The following is an 18382-nucleotide window of genomic DNA, read 5'->3' on the forward strand; positions in this document are numbered from 1 at the left end:
ACTCAGAAGACGATTTGCCAGTGATGGCTTAAACAGAATAATGAAATGGACACCTCCCCAAAACGGCTTTCGTGAGCCATGCTGAATACATCAGCAAAAATATGAAGAGGTGTCCAATGGAACAAGTTATCGGAATTGATCTGGCAACGCGGGTGTTTCAATTACATATTGCATCCCCGCCGGGCAAAATGATTAAAAATACGGTGGTGTCACGCGATAAACTGACCGCTTTCATTGCGCAGCAGCCTCCTTCAAAAATCGTGATGGAAGCCCGTGGCAGTGCAAATTACTGGCGTCGTCAATTTAAACGTTTTGGTCACGAGGTGAAACAAATCAGTCCCCAATATGTCTCGTCGTTCAGAATGGGCAGCAAGAATGATAAAAATGATGCGATGGCTATTGTGGAAGCCAACAGTCGTCCGGGGATGCGTTATGTCCCAGAAAAAACACAGGCACAACAGGATATTCAGTGCTTGCATCGGGTTCGCCAGCGGCTAATGAAAAACAGGACGGCGCTGATTAATCAAATCCGGGGATTGGGCTTGGAATATGGCATTGCCATCCCGGAAAGTGCTTACAAAGTTGAGCAATGTTTGCCTGAGCATCTGGAAAACGCGGAAAATGACCTGACCCCAATGAGCCGTGAACTGTTTCAGGAACTCCTGTTGAACTCAAAGAGCAGCAGCCGCGTTTGGAAGTGCTGGATAAACGCCTCGACCACCTGAATGGGCAACAGGAAGATATCGGATGGTTACTGACACTGCCGGGTATCGGCCCGCTGGGAGCATCGGCTCTGATGGTCGCCTTGGGCGACAGCATGGACTTCAAGAATGGCCGCCATTTTGCCAGCTATCTGGGGTTGGTGCCAAGAGAGCATAGCAATGGTGGAAAAGTCAGGTTATTGGGGATCACGAAACGTGGGGATGGCTATTTGCGGGGAATACTGATCCAGGGTGCCCGTTCAGTAGTATATCGGGTGCAAAAAATCCCTGACGAACAATGTAATGGCTTACAACGCTGGTTAAAAGGCGTGATAGCCCGCAGCGGGATCAATAAAGCGGCAGTGGCACTGGCGAATAAGACTTCAAACCCCAATAAAAATGCCCGAATCGCGTGGGCCTTAGTCAATCAACAATCGGTTTATGAAGCACGGTGAATTAACAGTTCGACGTCATGATGTAATAGAAGTCCATAAGTTGATGTACTGACAGGTAGTACCGACTCTCTGTGAACCTGGTAACCCGATCAGCCTATCGAGACTGTCAGAATTCAGAATAATGAGGGCAGAGAGTGCGGATTTTCATCAGGGCTCATTGAAGCCGAATATATGCTTGCGACTACAATGTCAGAGAAATTCACTCACCTACTTGAATTAAGTCGGTGTCCATATATCGGGTTAGTTATTAATCTGCACGGTAGGAAGAATTCTGATTTCCTGATAATCATTCATTGCCAGTAGTGCAATGCAACGTTCAGTAGCTTCCTTCGAAGAACACCAAGCATGTGCGTCCCATTTCTTACCGTTAAGGTGACATTCTAGCAGACGATTGTGGTTGTAGAGCTACCACCTAGCAGTGTGATCATAAAACCCTCTTTTTGCTTTTTTCCTGAATAATGGTTTGCTGTGTGTCGTAGCCAGTGTCAACATTAACACCGTAATTTTCTACAACAATTTCTAGAAAGGATTCGCTGGCCTTGTCATCCTAAGCTCCGTGGCAACATCACCGATATCTTTCGTAACAATAATCCCTGTCCCAAGCAAGTTTGCTTGCAAGGGTTAATCAGTTATCCACGAGTCCCGATAATCATCATGACATCGTTTACTCTTTTGCGACAGATATCTCTTGTCACACCTTAGTGATAGGGAGACAAAAGGTTAATTGCCAGTTCAGTTCGGACATCACCACCGCTGATGTTCTGGTGGTTACCTTAATCGATCATCACTATCTCACAGCTTGACAAGCAAAGGCAGGGTAATTGGCAAGGGGCCACGGGTAATTAACCACCCTGCTTTTCGCAGAATTTCACTGGCTTTCACAAACCAATGCTCGTTTTCCTTGTCGTCATTCTCATGGGATGACAGTGTGTTTTGTGTGGTAATGAGCAACGCATCGCTGATCGTGTTGCTTTTTGTCGCAGAGAGCAGTGTGTAGGCTGTGGTCATCGTATCAATCTCATGTTCCCGGTCCATCAGCAACAAACCAGAGGGTAGGGCGATAGCTATATCTGCTTTAAGGACTTCGATAAAGTTCATTATCAGTGCAACAGTGGCAATTTCAAGCATAGTCTTTCTCTCTCGTTTTACCCGCCAGCGTACCGCTCACAGGGTAGGGGGATGAGTAGATCTGTCCGGTCACCCAAGCAGACCCTCCTCAGAACCGGATGTGCAGAACTACCGCATCCGGCTCCCGACAGATCCGCGTCCCCACACATATTCAGCAAGAAATGAACATTGAATGTGTTTTCCAACGAAATGGATAACCCAGCATCTTCAGGATCAGATTCAGCTTTTTCCACGTCAGTCGGCGACACCCACCTTTACGGTTGAACCATCTGTAGAGTATTCGCGTACTTTGGTAGATAAACTGCCCGACTCGTCTCTGGTTATCAGAGATACCGTGATAATTTATCCAGCCTCTGATTACTCTGATTACTCTGATGACGATAGCCAGGACAAACCTTTTGTCAGGTGTATTCAGGTTCTTCCAGAGAAAGTCCCTGAGTCCCTTCAATTTGGCCGCGAAACGGTCTTTGCGACTGGTTAATTTCAGTCGCCATAAACCTTTTCGCGATTTTTCCCCAATAGCAGGTAAACACCAAAGTGTTACTCCTACCGGTCTGGAGCTTTCTATTGCCAGAAATGACCGCATTTTGACGATATTCTCAGTTAGCTGGACTACGCCTATGGCATAGAATTGTCAGGCAGATATCTATTTTGGTGGGTAAGCAATGGGGGTGCTTTGGAAAACGAAAATAACACTATCGAACTCAAAATGTGGCTGGAACATGCGCAGTTTACGTTCTCACGTACTGGCTGTCCATATGACCGCGTTGATGACACTCTTCTGATGGCAGCAATGCTAGTAGCCAGGCAGAGTAAAATGTATCCCGAACGATTAGAAACGTTATTGGAGAGTATTACTACTGACTTTCCCGGATACGATTTTGTACGTTGTCGCTTCAATCAAAACCTGTCCCCTCATTTTGTCATGACACCTGAAATGCTGGTGATGATCGGAGGCTTGACTGAATACCTAATTGACGGAATTATGCTGGCTGCACTTTGCCATATGCGCCAACTTAAAACGTTGAGCGAGCTGCTGACACTGATCCCGAACGGAATGCCTGACCGTGATGTGCTGACGGAATTGTGGCAATCCCAGAAAACGAATTCTGGCTGTAATTTACTGGATAACTTCGATCTGATGGATACTGTAGCTGGTGAGCAACATGCGAGAGATAAGCAATGAATATCTACCATCTGATAACAATACCTGTGTTATAAAACTCAGTCATGCCGAACTATACTATTAGGCTGTCCAGAACTACCAACATTTTCAACGAGGTTTGTCAGCGGTTTGGGGCACATTATTGAACTGTGCCTTTCAGCAATCTCAGTCTATATGAGTTGCAGTAGCCTTTCCGGCGCTGATACTCAATTTCAATGCCGTAAGCCTCCAGACTTTTAAGCAGAGTTATGGTATTTGCTGGTGGCTTAAGTTGACGATCATCTCTGAGTGTGATGATACCTGGTTTGATATACATAAAACCTCTATACTAAGATTTTAGTGTAAGCAACTAATCCTGAGCGACGAAGAAGTACGGTGAGCACCACGAAATGGTAAAGAATCGAGTAGGAGGCAGGCTTTGACCCGCCGTCCTCTCACATCACCGTACGTACGGTTCCGTATACGGCGGTTTAGGTTATACGTTTGAGCCGTTGTATCGTGTCCGCGACCGATACCAGTCCCGCTTTATCCCACCGCCTTTTTGGCAGCGCCTGATTCATATGAGATGCCCCTGCATTCCACCACGCTCCGCGACCGTTCCACGCCGATTTACAGGCGCGGGACTCCGCTATGCCCCGTTGCATCAGTTTTCTCGCTCTCGCTGAGGGCGATTTCCACTGCCGCCACAGTATGCACCTCAGTTTACGTCTTACCCACCCATCAACACCTTCCGCCACGCTTTTCCCCACACTCAGACTGAAGTACGTTCCCCATCCGCGCAACACCGGGTTAAGCTCGCCGATTATGTCGGCCAGCTTTCGCCCCTGTGCGCCTTTGAACAGTATTTTCAGCCTGCTGCGCAGCCGGACCACGCTTTCCGGGGCTATCCGTAGCGTCGTCTTTTTCTGACGACTCATACTGTAACCCAGATATCGGCTCTTCCACGGGCGAACCACCCGACTCTTTTCCCTGTTTACCGGCAGCTTCAGAGTCTGAGACCGTCACCGCGACACGCTCGTCAGCACCCGTTCACCTGCTCGCGGACTTTTAACATAGATGTTAAGTCGAGTCGCCCCGGGGAACCGCCCCCCGAGGCGCTCACGGAACCGGACGTGTCATCCGGCTCTTCCCATTGAAGCCTGTCCATAACAGTGACCAATGTGCAAACAGTTTTGTTTCCTTTCGTGCCACCCTTGCAAGCCAATGACTGGCTCTTCTCCGGTGTCCCTTAAAACGCTTATGTTTACGTATCAGCCACAACACGAGTTTGCGATCAATTTGCCTCAGGGGGGATACAGTGCTGACTTGTAGAATGCACTGTAATAGTTTACCCATCCCCTGATTTTGGCGTTGAACATATACGCTAAATCAAACAAGGACTTGTCACTGCGATTTTGCAGATTCCAGTTCCTGATTTCCTGACGTATCGCTTTCCCCGCTTTGGCACTTATCGCCGGACTGAAATTTACGAAGGTTTTACCCCAGCGATTTTTTGACAGCCGGGGCCTGAACGTATAGCCCAGAAAGTCAAAACTTGTTTGAGTGTAACTCCTTCGACGATCGGCATCCTTACAGTAAACCATTACGCGTCTTCCGTGGATGTAATTCCAGTCCACATTGTGTGAACCTCTGTTTCAGGTCACGGAACAGTGCTTCAGCCTGTGATTGACTGTGACAATGGCATACCACATCATCGGCGTACCGCTCGAACGGGACATTGCTATGATGCCGTTGCATCCACATATCAAACACATAATGCAGGAATAAATTGGCTAACAACGGACTGATGACACCGCCTTGCGGTGTCCCCCGTGTTCGCGTCATTATCGTTCCATCCGGCATTTGCACGGGTGCCTTTAGCCAGCGTTCTATGTACATCACAACCCAGCGCTCCTGAGTGTGGTGTCGCACTGCCTTCAGTAACAGGGGATGGTCGATGTTATCAAAGAAGCCTTTGATATCGATTTCCACAACCCAGTCAAACTTCCAGCAGCGTTTTCTCGCCTGCTCAATCGCATCGTGTGCAGATTTTCCCGGCCGATATCCATAGGAATCTTCATGAAACACGGGTTCCAGAACAGGTTCAAGAACCTGCTTAACGACCATTTGGGCTATCCTGTCTGATACTGTGGGTATACCCAGCGGTCGTACTCCGCCATCAGACTTGGGAATTTCCACACACCTAACCGCTGGCGGCAGGTAACTTCCAGATGCCAGCCTGTTCCAGAGCTTGTAGAGATTGTTCACAACATTCCCATCAAACTCAGTCAGCGTCTGTCCGTCAACGCCTGCCGCCCCACGATTTACTTTAACCCGTTTATAGGCTTCCCAGACCTGTCTCTTGGTGATAGGAAACGGCTTTGCTAATGTCACAGCAGTCCTCCCAGGACCGTTTCCACTCACAGTTGCTGTGCACCCTCAGCACAATGGGGCAGGCCCTTCGCTCCAGATCCGTTACGACCCTTCCTCACTACTACAGCCTGCTCCGCCCCTGTACCCCGCATTGGTACTCTGGCGCTCATGGGGCCTCCACTTGCGCTTCTCCCTTTGCATCGGGGTGACAGGTTCCCACGTTCCGCACCAGAGCCTGACTCGACTTCACGCCGCTTTCATGCCGGATGCCGCACAGGCAGTAAACAGGTTGCCTCCTGCACTTATCCCATAGGAACGACTCCACCATGGTTCTGACATCATCTATACGCTTTCGACACATCATCAACGGTTCACTTTCGTTCGTCTCTTCGAGTCTTGTCTGATCAGGTCATGCCCGACCTTTTCCCATCTCGCTCACCACCACATCTCTTAAACGCAGCAGCAGTGGGTGGTTTGATGCCTGCGCCTGTACACCGACACCGAGGGGCCGTCCCTCATCTCTTGTGCAACACAGCTGCACGGTAGCTAACATCACCATGCATGCTTTCGTGGCACACAGTCATCAGCATAGCGTACGAACCGGTGTCCTCGCTGCTCAAGTTCTTATCGAACCTGTCCAGCAGGATATTTGACAGTAATGGTGACAGCGGGCCGCCCTGCGGCGTACCTTCGTACCGTCGTTGCATCGTCCGTCCCTGTACATCCCCCGCCTCAAGCCAGCGACGTATCATTTTGGATACTTATTCTCGGTCAGATCCTTTTTGGTGCTAGATATCAGTTCAGCAAGACGAGTCTCACCATAACGATCAATAAAATCATTCAAAGCATCTCTGCCTGATTTTTCAACTCCTACTAGCGTGGTGGAGAGCAGATCTATTGGACAAACCATCCACCCTGTTTCCTCATGAGTGACGACATGGTGATGGTCATCTATGGATCGAGTTACCAAAAACTGTTCCAGTACACCCGATACCAAATGAGAGAAAGAGGCCAGACACAATGTTTCCTGCATACCATTTACGGTAGCTACTTTAACTAAAGAGTACATACTACCCCACAAGTGAAAATAAACCGGACAATCCCGGTACAAAAAGTCTGAGTCGTTCACCAGCTATGGTGCAAACATCAATATCGCTTGCTTGCCAGCTCTACGCTCGGCCAAAAACAAGTTTAAGTCTAGCGAAGGGTTCTCAATAAAAACCTGTCTGTGTTTCATCATTTTCAAATGAATATATTACATAGTATTTGGTGATTACACAGACTGAATACCAAAACGGTTAGTCCTCGTGTACCTGCCTAGATAAAAACCAACTACTGCATTGAACAGATATGCAAAAGTACCAAAAACGTGTTGTTGAAAATTCAGCATCATTGATACTGAGATCATAATTGTCAGATAACCACGATACGGCCGGATGAAAAACGAACTGAGCATCAATATTCCTCATCATTCAGCTACTGAACTCCAAGAATATGATGAAATAAGCTGGCCAATGTCTCAATGTTGATCACATTCATGGCACAAACCGCTAGCAAAACTAGAGAGATAATAAACCAGTAGAGCGAATCCAGTACAATGATCTTGTAACCCGTCAGTTGCATGTTATTTTGAGTCATGCTCTTTTCCTCTCCCAATAGTATTAGTGAATAGAGTAGCGCGTCATAATGACACGCCGACAGACATTTTCACCCAACCAGGACGGGTGACGAAATTTTTGAATTGTTGGTATATCGATTATTTCGATAGTGTGTATTGGTATTCCTTAAATAGGAATGTAGTTCACTTACCATGATCCCAGATACCTGAATCCTGAGCACATTCGGACACTGGTTATTTGCCAGCTCTTCGCTCTGACCCTTCGCACGTCATATCAACAAGTTGATAGGGAATACTCACAGTTTTCGATTAAAACCCGGAGGGGTGTTAGTGCCATGTCCACCATACACCTACCAGTTTCAACTCGCAGTACTCGTTTTGTTTACAAACCCGTGTCATTGTTACCACATCACGCTGATACACTGCCGCATTGATAATGTTATGACGTTTGTTGCTCACGTTTTTTACATCGACAACGCACTCCAATCGTAAAGCCCTAAACATCCTCGGAGGAAAATACTCTTAACTTTCTGAGCCACTGACCACATACAGGATCCCAGCTCATTTGCTAATACCGAATGCGTCAATCACTCATACTTAACCATACATACCAATATTCTCGCTCCGATTGAAAACAAAAATCACACTTAAGCTCTATTACTCGCTTTGTTTACCGCTTCATACTTAACCTTTGCAAAATTCAAATTTGAGTATATTCTTCAACTTCTCTGCGAATACTCATCCCGAGAAAAAACCACCGCTGAAATTCCCGATTCATTCCGAAAACCGATCACCGCTTTCTGTGCTGTGGGTTGCATGAAGTCCCACTAATTGCGGAGAGTTTGTTGAAAGGTAATTACTGAGGAAATAAAAAACCGGGATGGTGCCCGGTTAGTTATTTATGTTTCTATCAGTGTGTTTTGTTTACCAATTCTTTGATTGGGGCGTTCATGTTTACACTGATACGAAAATCTGCTTCATCGGTAAACCCGATAAAGCATTTGCTTCCGTGCTGACCGCATGCGACCATGAGCTTCGGAAGCAAATTCATTCAGAGCTAGGACATTGGTGATTTTTTTGTTCAACATTGTCTGCTTCATCAATGATGCAGATTCGGCCAGAATTTCACGCGAAACTTTTACCCGTCATAACAGTGCCTCGGTTTTTGTATCAGCTTCGCTGGCAAACAGATTGTATACCTGACTCATCGGATTTGTTGCGTGATTGTTAATTTTGATGGTTGACATAATTCTCCTTAATTAATGTCGCATTTTACCAATACTGTTCGTTTGTTCGTTTTGTTTACCTCTTACGATTACAGATTTTCCTATTACAATAGTTTTTTGTTCTCTGTAATTCGGCGTGAAATCAACTGGCGAATTGAACGGTTCTTTTTGAGCTCTGCACGAAGGGTAGTTAATTGTGCTTCGTACATCACTATCAGACTGAGTTCTCTTGGACCTGCATCTTTGAATTTAGATGCTGGGTATGTTTCCCCCTTGTTGATCGTCAGGTACTTCGGAACAACACGGTAGATATCACCGCCAGCTTTTCGCAAAGGTGTCATTCGTGCCCAGCGGATCCTGATCGTTGATTCTTGTTTGACCACGTTAAATGTGTACCGGACTTTTTCACCGTCACTGGTAGCACTCGACCAATATTCAGAACGCAATTTAGTTGCCTCATCTAGAATTTTGTCAGCGGCTCGATCCAGTGCATCCCGCGCATCTTCCAACGCTTTGATATAGCCCTCAATGTCCATTATAACCCCCCATATTTCAGATAACGGAATTCTTTAAAAAAACAGAATTACTATTATTACGCCAGTTTAGTTATTTTCTGCATAAAGGAACGATTGTATTTTTTCAGCATCATGCAGTCGTATAACCCATTTTGCAGCATTAGGAAAAATATTGTTCTTGCCAGAAGAGATCTAAATTGGCATTTCTGTAAAAAACATGTTTTCTGACGAAAGACAGAATACATGCTAAATTAGATAGACCAGTTTTAAATTTCAGGTTCATCGTTGAGCTGATAGGAACTTGCCATTATAGAAAGGTGACTAAGGTCACGAAATAAGAGTGTAGTTTCAATAAAATTTTTAATGGTTTTTAGTCAAATATTAATTTAAATAAACTTTTATCTGGCTGTCTAGGCATCTGTTTTCCTCCTCTAAGAGTTCATCCCTGATCGTTCCCTAAGCGATATTTTTTGAGTGAAAAATAACTAATATAAATTTCGTTGGGTACAGAATCGATAGTACAACAAAGATTATAAAACTAATAGAAACGAGATTTTACGATGGAATTCCTGTACATAGATTATGGATATATCTACACATGAAATGTGGCTAGATAAGTACATACATGAAGTCCTTTTTTGCACATTGTTATTGCTAGATTTGCACGTTTTAAATGCACAGATTTGGTCTTAAAACAAGCCTCATTTCACGTCATTTTGCGGCTAAAAAAAATGGAAATGCAAGATGAAATGAATATTATGTTGCAGAATATAAACAAAATTGGACTATTGTGGGGGGAGGTGTTCATCTAGCATTTCTGCCTGATTTCTCGCTGTGGGGGCGAGTGGTGGAAGTCAAAATGGTGAGCATCAAAATGATTAGTTGTTAATGAAAGGTTAACTAATGAGCGATAGTAAGCTGATTATATTTGCGGTAGATATCGGCTATAGCAACGTAAAAATAGCTACGAGGGAGGCAAATGACACTATTCTTGATGTATCCATTTACCCAGCCTATGCAACCACAGAACTCGAAGATGATGCCCAACTGGTGAAACGCAATCGTGATGAAGAGGTCTGTGTTTATCCAAACGGTAATATGTGGCACGCTTTCACTGATGGGCCTGACGGTCAAGAGTTCCATGACAACGACCATATGACAGAAATGTATTTGGCATTGTACTTTGGGGCACTAGCAAAGATATCAAAGAAAGTGGGGACTGAGATTGATTTGCTGGTAATGGGGCTTCCGGTACGTCTGGCTCATAATGAAGGTGAGCGTAGTAAGTTAACAGCACGTCTGACAGGCGTGTTCATCATCAATTCCAAACTGACAGTTACAGTCAAAAAAGTCATGGTCTTTCCTCCTGGCGTCAGTGTCATCAACGATATCACCAACCGTGATGGTCTGATCACAAAAAATGAATTGGCTCTTTTTTTGAAACGAGAAGTTCCACAACTTACAGGCGATGTTGTAAAAGAGCCCCGTAAAAATACCCGTCCACTGGGAGCAATCCATGTAATTGCGGCTGCTGGTGGAGGTACGGCTTTTTACGAAAACGTGATACACGAAACCTTTCCACACAAAATTGTATCCAGCCCGAACCCGGCAGCCAGTAATGCGATTGGCTTTTGGAACTATGGTGTGGATGCCATGTTTTACAGTGACAAATAAATCAAAGGGGGCTCCATGCAGATCAGGGCAACAATCAATAGATTGCTGTTTCCGGAGCTGGTTGAGTACCTTGAATCATTCCCAAGCGGGCAAAAAAGTAGTGCGCTGGTTGCATTAGCAAACAGCGCTTACTTAAGGGGAAGTAGCCGTATTGCTTCCCCACAACCTAAAAGGGCGGCGTCTGAACTGAAGCGTTCTAAGGGGAAAACCCAGAAAACTGCCGATCCGGGGAATTCAACAGCAACCAATACCCAACGACAAAAGCCATCAAAAAATGAAGATTCGAAGGAATTAAGCGAAATGCTTCGTCAAAAGGATGAGGCAGGTGTAGTAGAAAGTAACATTCAACCCCAGCCTGTTAATAAAGCAGTATCGGGAGTAAGTATTGAGTCTTCAGGTCAGCGGGGGGCTGACTGAGAAGAGCGAGGTAGGAAGCAAAAATGATGCTTTGGTATCTGATGGTAGCTCACCAAAAGAGGGGAATACCGAAGCTGTTAAAATGACGGAAAAGGATGCAGATGCCGAAAATAAACCATCGAGGAAGCGTCTTCAGATAGGTTAATGGCCCTGCATTGGGGGTAAAATGCAGAATCTCGTTAAAACCGGTATGGTGGCAGTTCTGTGTATCAGTCTGAGTCAGCAGGCCAGCGCTGGTATTATTGATCTGCGTAAAACTTCGTGGGAAAAATACGCTAAAGCTGAATGTGGGCTTGACCCATATCTTCTGTATGCAGTTGCACTTTATGACAGTCGTCAGAGCACAGGTGAAAAAGGATATGTAGCACCAAGCCCGTGGGCCTTAAACAATCCTATTTATGGTTCTTACTATCCAATAAATTATGCGGACGCTAAACAAGCTCTTGCTCGCTATTTGGCCGCATCTCCAGTAACCGATATCGGTATCTCTCAGATCAACTACCGTTGGAACGGCCACTACGTCAATAAGCCAGAAGATCTTTTGGATGTAGATATAAACATCCGCGTAGGAGCTAAAGTGTTGTGCAATGCGATCAACTCTATGCCAAATGACATCGTGCTTGCCATTGGTAGTTATCACACGCCAAACCCGGCCTTGCGCGATAAAGCACGCAACTACGGGGAAAACGTGTTACGGATCTGGAAGAGGCTGATTGAAAATGGTTAATGAAAATATTTCGTTTCTGAATTGCGCAATATCAATCGAAACACGCGGGCAGTCTTACTACAACAGCCCGTTCTCAATGTCGGCTGAGGACAGGAGATTCCTGAAGGATAAGGAAAATCAAAATCGTCTAATTAAGTCTATTTCAGAATATGACTTACCTGTCTTTGTCATTGGTCATGATCCGGAGCGTAAGAACCGTGAAGTAGATAATTTCGTCCGACACGATTCATTCATTTTGCGCCTGGCACTGTTAGTGCTTAGTGTGCGTTTGAATATTCATAACGGTACCCGAGCCCAGTCCTTTTATTGGATGTGTTCTGAAGAAGCGGTGTCCTTTATTGAACGCTTAGATGATATGCAGACTATCGACGCGATCATTAGAGGAGAGCTGTACTTCAAACCGGTTCGCCCGCTGACTGAACTTGCTGAAGGCGATTGGAGCTCAATCTTTGGAAGCGATAAGCCTCACATGGAATTAGCGGCATACTTGCAATTACGTTATGAAGATTGGAGCAACTGAAAATGAAAGCAGCGTTAGTGAAAGATGAAGATATCTATGCAATGACTCAGCGCATGGTTAAGCTGGGTTTTAGGAAGAAGGTGATTATCCATTCATTGAATACCAGTGACCGTCTGATTGACTACCTGAAAAAGGAATTCGGTTCGAAAGAAGTTTCCATTGGCCGTTTGAAGCAGTCAGAAACCTTTTTGAGTTCTACGGCTAAGAAAGTCGAAGCCACAAATTTTATGAGTATTTATCTGCGCAAAGCAAAAGACCCAGCGAACACTAATAACATCCTAGATGTTGTCGATAGCTTTGAAATTTACCGTGAACTGAATATTAAGTTCCGTCCCATTCAAGCGCAAGCAATGATGCTGGATCCGAACGAAGCGTGGATACTGGCGAGAGACTTTCGTTCAGAAGAAATCAGAATGGTTAAATGCAGCAAATGTGGGATGTATTTTGTTTCGCTCTACAGTTACGAAAGAGCATACAAAAAGCATCAGTGTCCGTTTTGTACTGAGGCTGGAGTGAATAAAGAGCGACAGAAAGCAATTAGCCGATAAATAAAATCCACGCTTTTTTATGGTTTTTTCAGTGACTTTTTTGGCTGAGACACTTCGTCCCCTAATATAGGGTGGGTTAGTATGATGGTTAAGAATGTTTATGAGCAAGAACTACGATAAGGTATAACTGATGAAAGAATTTCTGAACATTACCCTGGTATCTATGGCTCTGGCTGGCTGTGCTAACGTTCCTCCAACAATGCCGGTGGATAGCAATCCTTCAAAGGCACTTCAGTTTGCACGGGCAATGGATTTGCGCCAAATCACTGACGCGGGGGATAATTACGTTATTTATAACGGGGTGACCGATAAAGACAATATTGTTCCTCTCAAAGAGCCGGTACGTCCGAACCAGAAAGGTACGGGTAACTATGGTGGTGTAGCCGCAGATATCGCAGCGGGTTTTGCTACTCACACAGCATTTATTCCGGTTCTCTCCGTGCTGACGGCTCGTACTCCTGCTCCTGTAGTAGATGGCATGGCTCGCGTTGGGTCATGGAATAATATGATTGCTATGGGAAACTACCAGCAAATTGAACCGATTGTAAGAAAAACACTAAAGTCTATGCATGGGTACACACCTGGGCCAGTTTGTGGCGATGATAAGAGCGTTGGTTCAACACTGATTAAACGTCCTGCTCAGAATGGTGAATGGGTTTCATATGAAGACGTGATTCCAACATTGCCTTCGCCTCCGATAGCAGTAGATGGTAAAGCCAGCTTTTTCCTGCTGAGTAACTGCTTCTTCAAATACTCAAGTCAGGCTGATAACGTACCGTTTGTAAAACAAATGAGCGTAGAGCTTGGCCCAAGTCGTGCCGTTTTCCTTCCGGGCTCGCATGAGCATCCACCGATAGTTTTCCATAATGGTGAAACCTATTACTTCAACAAACAGTAGGTAAAAAAACTGCTCGAATGGATAATGCCGATCAGTTAAGGATCAGTTGACTGATCCAGTGGCTGTGTAAGAATCCGGAAATGCTCCCCGCTTCCGGATTTTTTTACGCGCATTGCTCAGGTCCTTGACCTTTTACGGTACCACACGTAATACATTGGCTTTTTATGATATTTCCTTAATCCGGAATTTATTGCCCGCTGCCTCGCTGAATCCAGCACGGTGACATTACGCAAGCGTCGCCTGCCACTGGGAACGACGGTCTGATGTATCGTCGGTATGGCACTGGAGCGCAAAGAGTTTTTCCATCAAATCGTCAACTACCTGGATATCATGTTGCCCGGCAACCGTCCCTTCGTTGCATCCAGAGCTGTTATACAGGTCCGTCAGAGGCTGGGAAGAGATGTCGTTTGTCGTGCCTTTATGCAGACAGCACAACTGTGGTTGGCTACAGGATTTTGATCTTGTCGTGATTTCAATTGGTCCTGGTCATCCAGGTAATGCTATTGATATAGGTATATCTCGTGAGGTCTTACAACAAAGAGAATTTATCAAGCCGTTATTTTGTGCTTGTTTAAGCCATCAGGGATTATGCTTGGAAGTTGGGGCTAGAGTTTCGCCTATGCATGGTCGAATCTGTCTAGTGAATCATATTCGCGACGATCTCTTTCAAAATATTCCTCAGAGATTTAAGATTGTTCGCTATCATTCCCTTACTGTTTACGATATTCCTGAAATACTGCGTCCGCTAGCTTGGACAGATGATAATACTCTTATGGTAGTCGTACACCAAGAGTTACCATTTGGGGGATCGACTGTTAAACAAGAGGGAAAAGAAAGCCATGAGCTCACCGAAATCAAAACAAAATAAAGGCTCTCGGCACCAGTCCAAATTATCCACTGAAGAACTGACTCAGTCTAAAGAAGTGGCTTTAAGCCTAGTTGCCAACCAGCGATTGGTCATTTTCTGGGAGTGCTTGGCCTTTCTATTTTAACTTGCCTAGGTATTGAAAACCGTAAAAGAGAGCTGGGATTTAGGTGAGCTGGTGAACAGTATTAGCGTTTCTGATTATTACACCAAAGAGAACAACTACCTAACCACTACGAAAAGCACCTTCATGGTAAAAGCTATTTTCACCAGTTTTCCCGGAACGAAGGTGAGAATGCAACAACATTATGACGGCCATTATTATATCTGCGGCCATACTGCCGAAAGCTGTTTTTCTATACCTGAGACACAAGGCGTGGAAATTCGTCAGAAGATACTGAAGGCTGATAATAAAGTGGATCATTAATCATCAATTTGTAGTTCAGCTTTTTCATATTGGCTTAGGTGATCAGCAAGCTGGAAGAAATGAACCTTAATGACAGAACTGACATCATGACCGTAGGCACTATGATTGAAGTCATTTATGGCCGGGTAGAACCGTACAGTGAAATACTCAAGATGGCGTCGGAAAGGATCAAAACGAAATGGTCGAGTTGGATGGGAAGATAGTGAGGAGGATGGTTCATGTTACAAGCCATCCTTGAAGGCTATCTGCTGGCCAAGTCTCTTGACCTATGAAATCAGATCAAGAGACGGTCTCAAATGGCGGGACTTTTGCTTTGTTTGAGCTACTGGACTTTCAGAATCCCTTCAACATTCTTCTTCGTTTCTTCAATGTCAATGCTATTTACACCGTCCTGGAAACGATCTCGGGTATTTTTCCTGTTACCATTGATATTCAGAATACTGCCGGAGCCGGTTACCGAATCCAGATTGATGTTGTCAGGACTCGGCAGGAGATCTGCTTTATGCAGTGAACCAATCCATTCAGACAGATCAACTTTGCTGAAGTCGATACGACCAAACTCTTCTAGAGTTAAACCACGGCAATCAGGATTGCGTTTGTTACCCCAGCCAATACCTAACTGACGTCGTCCTTGCTCTTGGAAGATACGCCCGATTTGTGAGTTGAAGGTACAATAGCTGGATCTTTTCTCAATGCACTGTCCCAAGAGTTTGGTCTGACACCAACTATCAATGTGAACCGCCAACTTGGTTTCCTTTTTAACAGCTAGTTTAAATTCATCTTCGGTACATGCCCAGATGATGTTCACCAGAATGTTGGCAATCTGATATGCCATATAAGCATAACCAATGACTGATACTGCATTTACCAGAGTCGAAGAGAGTTGAACTCCTTCATTTGCTAGAACACCACCTTCAACGGCCGCAGTACCCGCGGTACTTTCAAAAATGGCATTTGTCACAGTAGGACCGAAGGTATCAAGCGTCCATTGAGCGACTTGCTTCGTCAGTTCGCCAACAGCTTCATTGATAAGCCCTGTCATCCCTTTCTCTGTGATCTCTTTTGCAACTTCCGTACCCGCTCTGCCTGTCAGGGAATTGAACGCTGACATCACTGGTTTGGTGATAGCATCTATGGCTTTAGTGGCAAGTTCTGAGCCCATGTCAAAAAGTCCTTTCCCTTGCTCAAACATCCCTGCTTTGACTGCAAGTGCATCCGTCACTTTCAGTGTATAGTAGGTCAATTGAAGGTACTGGATCCAGCTTACGTTGACTGGTTGGTTGCAGCAATCCACCCATCCGCCCATTGCAGACTTGCACTGCATAGCCTCACCTTTGAATAAAGAGCAGGCACGCGTTGTTTCTGTTGTATCATCACCACAAACCATTTCGTTTACTGCATAAGTAGCTGCTTGCAGCATTGCAACTGCGGTCTGGAAATCTCCGCTTGGCTCAGATTCAGGTTGCAGGCAGGTACCGTTAATACACTGGACAGCGCCAGGGCAGACATACTTGTCTTTCTCTGTAGTGCTTGGAACAACTGCGTCAGTACCACAATCCCATACTTCAGAAGCTTGCCAGCATCCGCTTTGACCACCAGCTGCACCAGTGATGCAAGTAGATTTGATGAACTTACAGGCCGAGTTGTTATCATAGCTTTTACACGTATTGTTTACACCGGCATCTGTGCCACAATGCGATACTACCGTTGCTGATTTACAAAACGGAGATAGACCGGGGATTGGTGACGGTGTCAGGTCCTTGGAGCAAATATGAGCACCATTGATGTATGCACAGCCATTCTGATCCGGAGTCACCGAGTCCCTACAGGTTACGCTATAATTCTGGCAATAGCCGGTATTGATAGCTGTAACCAGATTCTGGAATTCTCGGGGGCGGTCTGACTCCCAGATATCATTTGATACCATTCTGGATGGATCATAGCGAACCATTACTTTTGCATATCCTTCACCTGCACCAGTTATTGAAACACGGTTTTTAAAGAATAGAGAGCCGTTGTGTGGTGTATTACGGAATTTGTTGGTTACATCGACGTTGGGGCTTCTATCCCAACTGGTATTTCGCTCGCATTTTCCTTTAGTTTCTGGTGGAAAAACATTTGGCCCGTCCGGACCTGCCCAAACTAAACTTTCTCGCCCGGTACCGCCTATATAGATCTGCATGTAGTCGTCCCACTTCGCTCGAGTGATTACTGCGCTAGTTATCGCTTGAGGGTTGATGATGTTTACAGACATTTCCTCTTCATAGATCTTACATCTACCTTCCCAATAGTTATCGCCTACTGTGCCGACCCATAATTCGATACAACCTACGCCGCAGCTTGCAATATTAGCTGGGCCGTCTCTATGTGACAGAAGGCCGGCTTCATAAGGATGGAATAGGTTAAAAGTGCCACTCACACTTGTAGTGCGTGTACACTCCTTGTAGTCTGGAATATGCTGGACAGCTCTATTTGTATGAAGTTCTTTGGACATTGAACAGTCCCCCAGATCCTGCATGTATTTTTCTTGATTAGCCAAGAAATCTTTATGGCGGCCAAGGATAGAGTCAGTGTTTTTAATGTTGGCGGTGGTTTTAGTCGCCCCGGTAACCGTTCGGTACGCTTCACCTCGTAGTGAGTTTTCAGACTTCAAGGCGGTATTTGTTTCCGAACCGAGTTTCGTTGTATCTCCGTCGTTCCCGTATACGGACTTCAACTGATCAAGAGACGTGGAAGAGTCCTGATTTGGATATACCTGATTGATGTTAACAGCCTGACCATTACCGTACTGTGCTGTCCCACTGCTGTTAGCTGAAAGGCCAGGAAGTGTTTTATAAAATTGCTCGGCTGACTGTGCGTTTTGTTGAGTGGATGCAGAGAAGGCATAAGGAGTGTAGGTGACTACCCCTAAATGACTTACCATTAACAACGTACAAACTGGCCTTAAAAACCATTTTTTTCGAAAAAGGTTTTTCATTTGCGGTCACCTTATGGAAATTACAATCTAGCGCTAGTCATTGGTTGGGTTTTCGGCAGTCAAAGCAGATGTGTAAAATTACATTTATGAAAACCATTGAACAGGTTATGAACAATGGTGTATACAAGCAACGAAGAAGGGCCACAAAACGGGGCCATTTCCCCGGTGT

22 protein-coding genes and 3 pseudogenes are annotated in these 18382 nt (G+C 45.2%); 12 read left to right on the top strand and 13 right to left on the bottom strand.

Annotated features, from left to right (window positions below):
- Positions 1–116: 116 nt before the first annotated feature.
- Positions 117–1156 (top strand): annotated as a pseudogene (locus tag OO184_RS25480) (IS110 family RNA-guided transposase).
- Between the two features lie 792 nt (positions 1157–1948).
- Here OO184_RS25480 and OO184_RS18950 read toward each other — a convergent pair.
- A complete protein-coding gene (locus tag OO184_RS18950) occupies positions 1949–2284 on the bottom strand; it encodes a hypothetical protein (protein WP_265380517.1) in 336 nt (111 codons plus the stop codon).
- Between the two features lie 151 nt (positions 2285–2435).
- A pseudogene (locus tag OO184_RS18955) lies at positions 2436–2826 on the bottom strand (group II intron reverse transcriptase/maturase); the annotation flags it as partial.
- A gap of 134 nt (positions 2827–2960) precedes the next feature.
- Here OO184_RS18955 and OO184_RS18960 point away from each other — a divergent pair.
- The gene (locus OO184_RS18960; protein WP_265380518.1) at positions 2961–3470 is read left to right on the top strand and encodes a hypothetical protein; all 510 of its coding nucleotides are present in this window, start codon (positions 2961–2963) and stop codon (positions 3468–3470) included.
- A gap of 118 nt (positions 3471–3588) precedes the next feature.
- Here the strand turns inward: OO184_RS18960 and OO184_RS18965 are convergent, their stop codons facing one another.
- The 10 genes from OO184_RS18965 to mobI all read right to left on the bottom strand — a co-directional run bounded on the left by OO184_RS18965 (position 3589) and on the right by mobI (position 9181).
- Positions 3589–3765, bottom strand: coding sequence for a 2Fe-2S iron-sulfur cluster-binding family protein (locus OO184_RS18965; RefSeq protein WP_265380519.1), 177 nt, complete (start codon positions 3763–3765; stop codon positions 3589–3591).
- 154 nt (positions 3766–3919) lie between these two features.
- Positions 3920–4321 carry a group II intron maturase-specific domain-containing protein gene (locus tag OO184_RS18970; protein WP_265380548.1) on the bottom strand — a complete coding sequence of 134 codons (402 nt, stop codon included), beginning with the start codon at positions 4319–4321 and terminating at the stop codon, positions 3920–3922.
- Entirely contained in the window at positions 4239–4454 is a 216-nt protein-coding gene (locus OO184_RS25095; RefSeq protein WP_265380549.1) for a hypothetical protein, read from the bottom strand. Before OO184_RS25095 ends, OO184_RS18970 begins: the two co-directional genes overlap by 83 nt.
- 278 nt (positions 4455–4732) lie before the next feature.
- A complete protein-coding gene (locus OO184_RS25325; RefSeq protein ID WP_376712582.1) occupies positions 4733–5032 on the bottom strand; it encodes a group II intron maturase-specific domain-containing protein in 300 nt (99 codons plus the stop codon).
- Positions 5019–5822, bottom strand: coding sequence for a group II intron reverse transcriptase/maturase (gene ltrA / locus OO184_RS25330; protein ID WP_376712583.1), 804 nt, complete (start codon positions 5820–5822; stop codon positions 5019–5021). The genes OO184_RS25325 and ltrA overlap by 14 nt, the downstream gene beginning before the upstream one ends.
- A 26-nt stretch (positions 5823–5848) precedes the next feature.
- The gene (locus OO184_RS25335) at positions 5849–5971 is read right to left on the bottom strand and encodes a hypothetical protein (protein ID WP_376712584.1); all 123 of its coding nucleotides are present in this window, start codon (positions 5969–5971) and stop codon (positions 5849–5851) included.
- Positions 5972–6210: 239 nt separating this feature from the next.
- Complete coding sequence (locus tag OO184_RS18985; RefSeq protein WP_265380520.1) at positions 6211–6342, bottom strand: hypothetical protein; 132 nt, start codon at positions 6340–6342, stop codon at positions 6211–6213.
- 207 nt (positions 6343–6549) lie between these two features.
- Entirely contained in the window at positions 6550–6870 is a 321-nt protein-coding gene (locus OO184_RS18990) for a hypothetical protein (protein ID WP_265380521.1), read from the bottom strand.
- 407 nt (positions 6871–7277) lie between these two features.
- The gene (locus OO184_RS18995; protein WP_265380522.1) at positions 7278–7439 is read right to left on the bottom strand and encodes a hypothetical protein; all 162 of its coding nucleotides are present in this window, start codon (positions 7437–7439) and stop codon (positions 7278–7280) included.
- Positions 7440–8749: 1310 nt separating this feature from the next.
- A complete protein-coding gene (gene mobI, locus OO184_RS19000) occupies positions 8750–9181 on the bottom strand; it encodes a conjugative transfer protein MobI(A/C) (protein WP_265380523.1) in 432 nt (143 codons plus the stop codon).
- A gap of 882 nt (positions 9182–10063) precedes the next feature.
- On the opposite strand from mobI, the gene OO184_RS19005 reads away from it, so the two are divergent.
- From OO184_RS19005 to OO184_RS19050, 10 genes and pseudogenes are all read left to right on the top strand, one after another.
- Positions 10064–10834: a ParM/StbA family protein gene (locus OO184_RS19005; protein WP_265380524.1), complete on the top strand. Its 771-nt coding sequence runs from the start codon at positions 10064–10066 to the stop codon at positions 10832–10834.
- Positions 10835–10849: 15 nt separating this feature from the next.
- Complete coding sequence (locus OO184_RS19010) at positions 10850–11251, top strand: hypothetical protein (protein WP_265380525.1); 402 nt, start codon at positions 10850–10852, stop codon at positions 11249–11251.
- Positions 11220–11396 carry a hypothetical protein gene (locus OO184_RS19015; protein WP_192900880.1) on the top strand — a complete coding sequence of 59 codons (177 nt, stop codon included), beginning with the start codon at positions 11220–11222 and terminating at the stop codon, positions 11394–11396. Before OO184_RS19010 ends, OO184_RS19015 begins: the two co-directional genes overlap by 32 nt.
- A gap of 21 nt (positions 11397–11417) precedes the next feature.
- The gene (locus OO184_RS19020) at positions 11418–11978 is read left to right on the top strand and encodes a transglycosylase SLT domain-containing protein (RefSeq protein WP_265380526.1); all 561 of its coding nucleotides are present in this window, start codon (positions 11418–11420) and stop codon (positions 11976–11978) included.
- On the top strand, positions 11971–12498 hold the full coding sequence (locus OO184_RS19025; protein ID WP_265380527.1) for a hypothetical protein: 528 nt from the start codon (positions 11971–11973) through the stop codon (positions 12496–12498). The genes OO184_RS19020 and OO184_RS19025 overlap by 8 nt, the downstream gene beginning before the upstream one ends.
- Before the next feature lie 2 nt (positions 12499–12500).
- A complete protein-coding gene (locus tag OO184_RS19030; RefSeq protein WP_265380528.1) occupies positions 12501–13046 on the top strand; it encodes a FlhC family transcriptional regulator in 546 nt (181 codons plus the stop codon).
- Between the two features lie 130 nt (positions 13047–13176).
- The gene (locus OO184_RS19035) at positions 13177–13944 is read left to right on the top strand and encodes a hypothetical protein (protein ID WP_265380529.1); all 768 of its coding nucleotides are present in this window, start codon (positions 13177–13179) and stop codon (positions 13942–13944) included.
- A 111-nt stretch (positions 13945–14055) separates the two neighbouring features.
- Positions 14056–14385 (top strand): annotated as a pseudogene (locus OO184_RS19040) (transposase domain-containing protein); the annotation flags it as partial.
- Positions 14345–14812, top strand: a complete 468-nt coding sequence (locus OO184_RS19045; RefSeq protein ID WP_265380530.1) for an aminodeoxychorismate/anthranilate synthase component II — start codon at positions 14345–14347, stop codon at positions 14810–14812. The pseudogene OO184_RS19040 and the gene OO184_RS19045, both read left to right, overlap by 41 nt.
- A 175-nt stretch (positions 14813–14987) precedes the next feature.
- On the top strand, positions 14988–15236 hold the full coding sequence (locus OO184_RS19050) for a hypothetical protein (protein ID WP_265380531.1): 249 nt from the start codon (positions 14988–14990) through the stop codon (positions 15234–15236).
- A 322-nt stretch (positions 15237–15558) separates the two neighbouring features.
- On the opposite strand, the gene traN is transcribed toward OO184_RS19050, so the two are convergent.
- Positions 15559–18213, bottom strand: coding sequence for a conjugal transfer mating pair stabilization protein TraN (gene traN, locus OO184_RS19055; RefSeq protein WP_265380532.1), 2655 nt, complete (start codon positions 18211–18213; stop codon positions 15559–15561).
- Positions 18214–18382 lie beyond the last annotated feature (169 nt).

The sequence above is a fragment of the Photorhabdus aballayi genome (assembly GCF_026153155.1).
Lineage (GTDB): Bacteria > Pseudomonadota > Gammaproteobacteria > Enterobacterales > Enterobacteriaceae > Photorhabdus > Photorhabdus luminescens.

What these genes read in the sequence shown, in the direction of transcription:
- OO184_RS18950 (WP_265380517.1), bottom strand. Translation starts at nt 2,284, where the DNA reads ATGCTTGAAATTGCCACTGTTGCACTGATAATGAACTTTATCGAAGTC.
- OO184_RS18965 (WP_265380519.1), bottom strand. Translation starts at nt 3,765, where the DNA reads ATGTATATCAAACCAGGTATCATCACACTCAGAGATGATCGTCAACTT.
- OO184_RS25325 (WP_376712582.1), bottom strand. Translation starts at nt 5,032, where the DNA reads ATGGTTTACTGTAAGGATGCCGATCGTCGAAGGAGTTACACTCAAACA.
- OO184_RS25335 (WP_376712584.1), bottom strand. Translation starts at nt 5,971, where the DNA reads ATGAGCGCCAGAGTACCAATGCGGGGTACAGGGGCGGAGCAGGCTGTA.
- OO184_RS18990 (WP_265380521.1), bottom strand. Translation starts at nt 6,870, where the DNA reads ATGTACTCTTTAGTTAAAGTAGCTACCGTAAATGGTATGCAGGAAACA.
- OO184_RS18995 (WP_265380522.1), bottom strand. Translation starts at nt 7,439, where the DNA reads ATGACTCAAAATAACATGCAACTGACGGGTTACAAGATCATTGTACTG.
- mobI (WP_265380523.1), bottom strand. Translation starts at nt 9,181, where the DNA reads ATGGACATTGAGGGCTATATCAAAGCGTTGGAAGATGCGCGGGATGCA.
- OO184_RS19005 (WP_265380524.1), top strand. Translation starts at nt 10,064, where the DNA reads ATGAGCGATAGTAAGCTGATTATATTTGCGGTAGATATCGGCTATAGC.
- OO184_RS19010 (WP_265380525.1), top strand. Translation starts at nt 10,850, where the DNA reads ATGCAGATCAGGGCAACAATCAATAGATTGCTGTTTCCGGAGCTGGTT.
- OO184_RS19020 (WP_265380526.1), top strand. Translation starts at nt 11,418, where the DNA reads ATGCAGAATCTCGTTAAAACCGGTATGGTGGCAGTTCTGTGTATCAGT.
- OO184_RS19025 (WP_265380527.1), top strand. Translation starts at nt 11,971, where the DNA reads ATGGTTAATGAAAATATTTCGTTTCTGAATTGCGCAATATCAATCGAA.
- OO184_RS19030 (WP_265380528.1), top strand. Translation starts at nt 12,501, where the DNA reads ATGAAAGCAGCGTTAGTGAAAGATGAAGATATCTATGCAATGACTCAG.
- OO184_RS19035 (WP_265380529.1), top strand. Translation starts at nt 13,177, where the DNA reads ATGAAAGAATTTCTGAACATTACCCTGGTATCTATGGCTCTGGCTGGC.
- OO184_RS19045 (WP_265380530.1), top strand. Translation starts at nt 14,345, where the DNA reads ATGTCGTTTGTCGTGCCTTTATGCAGACAGCACAACTGTGGTTGGCTA.
- traN (WP_265380532.1), bottom strand. Translation starts at nt 18,213, where the DNA reads ATGAAAAACCTTTTTCGAAAAAAATGGTTTTTAAGGCCAGTTTGTACG.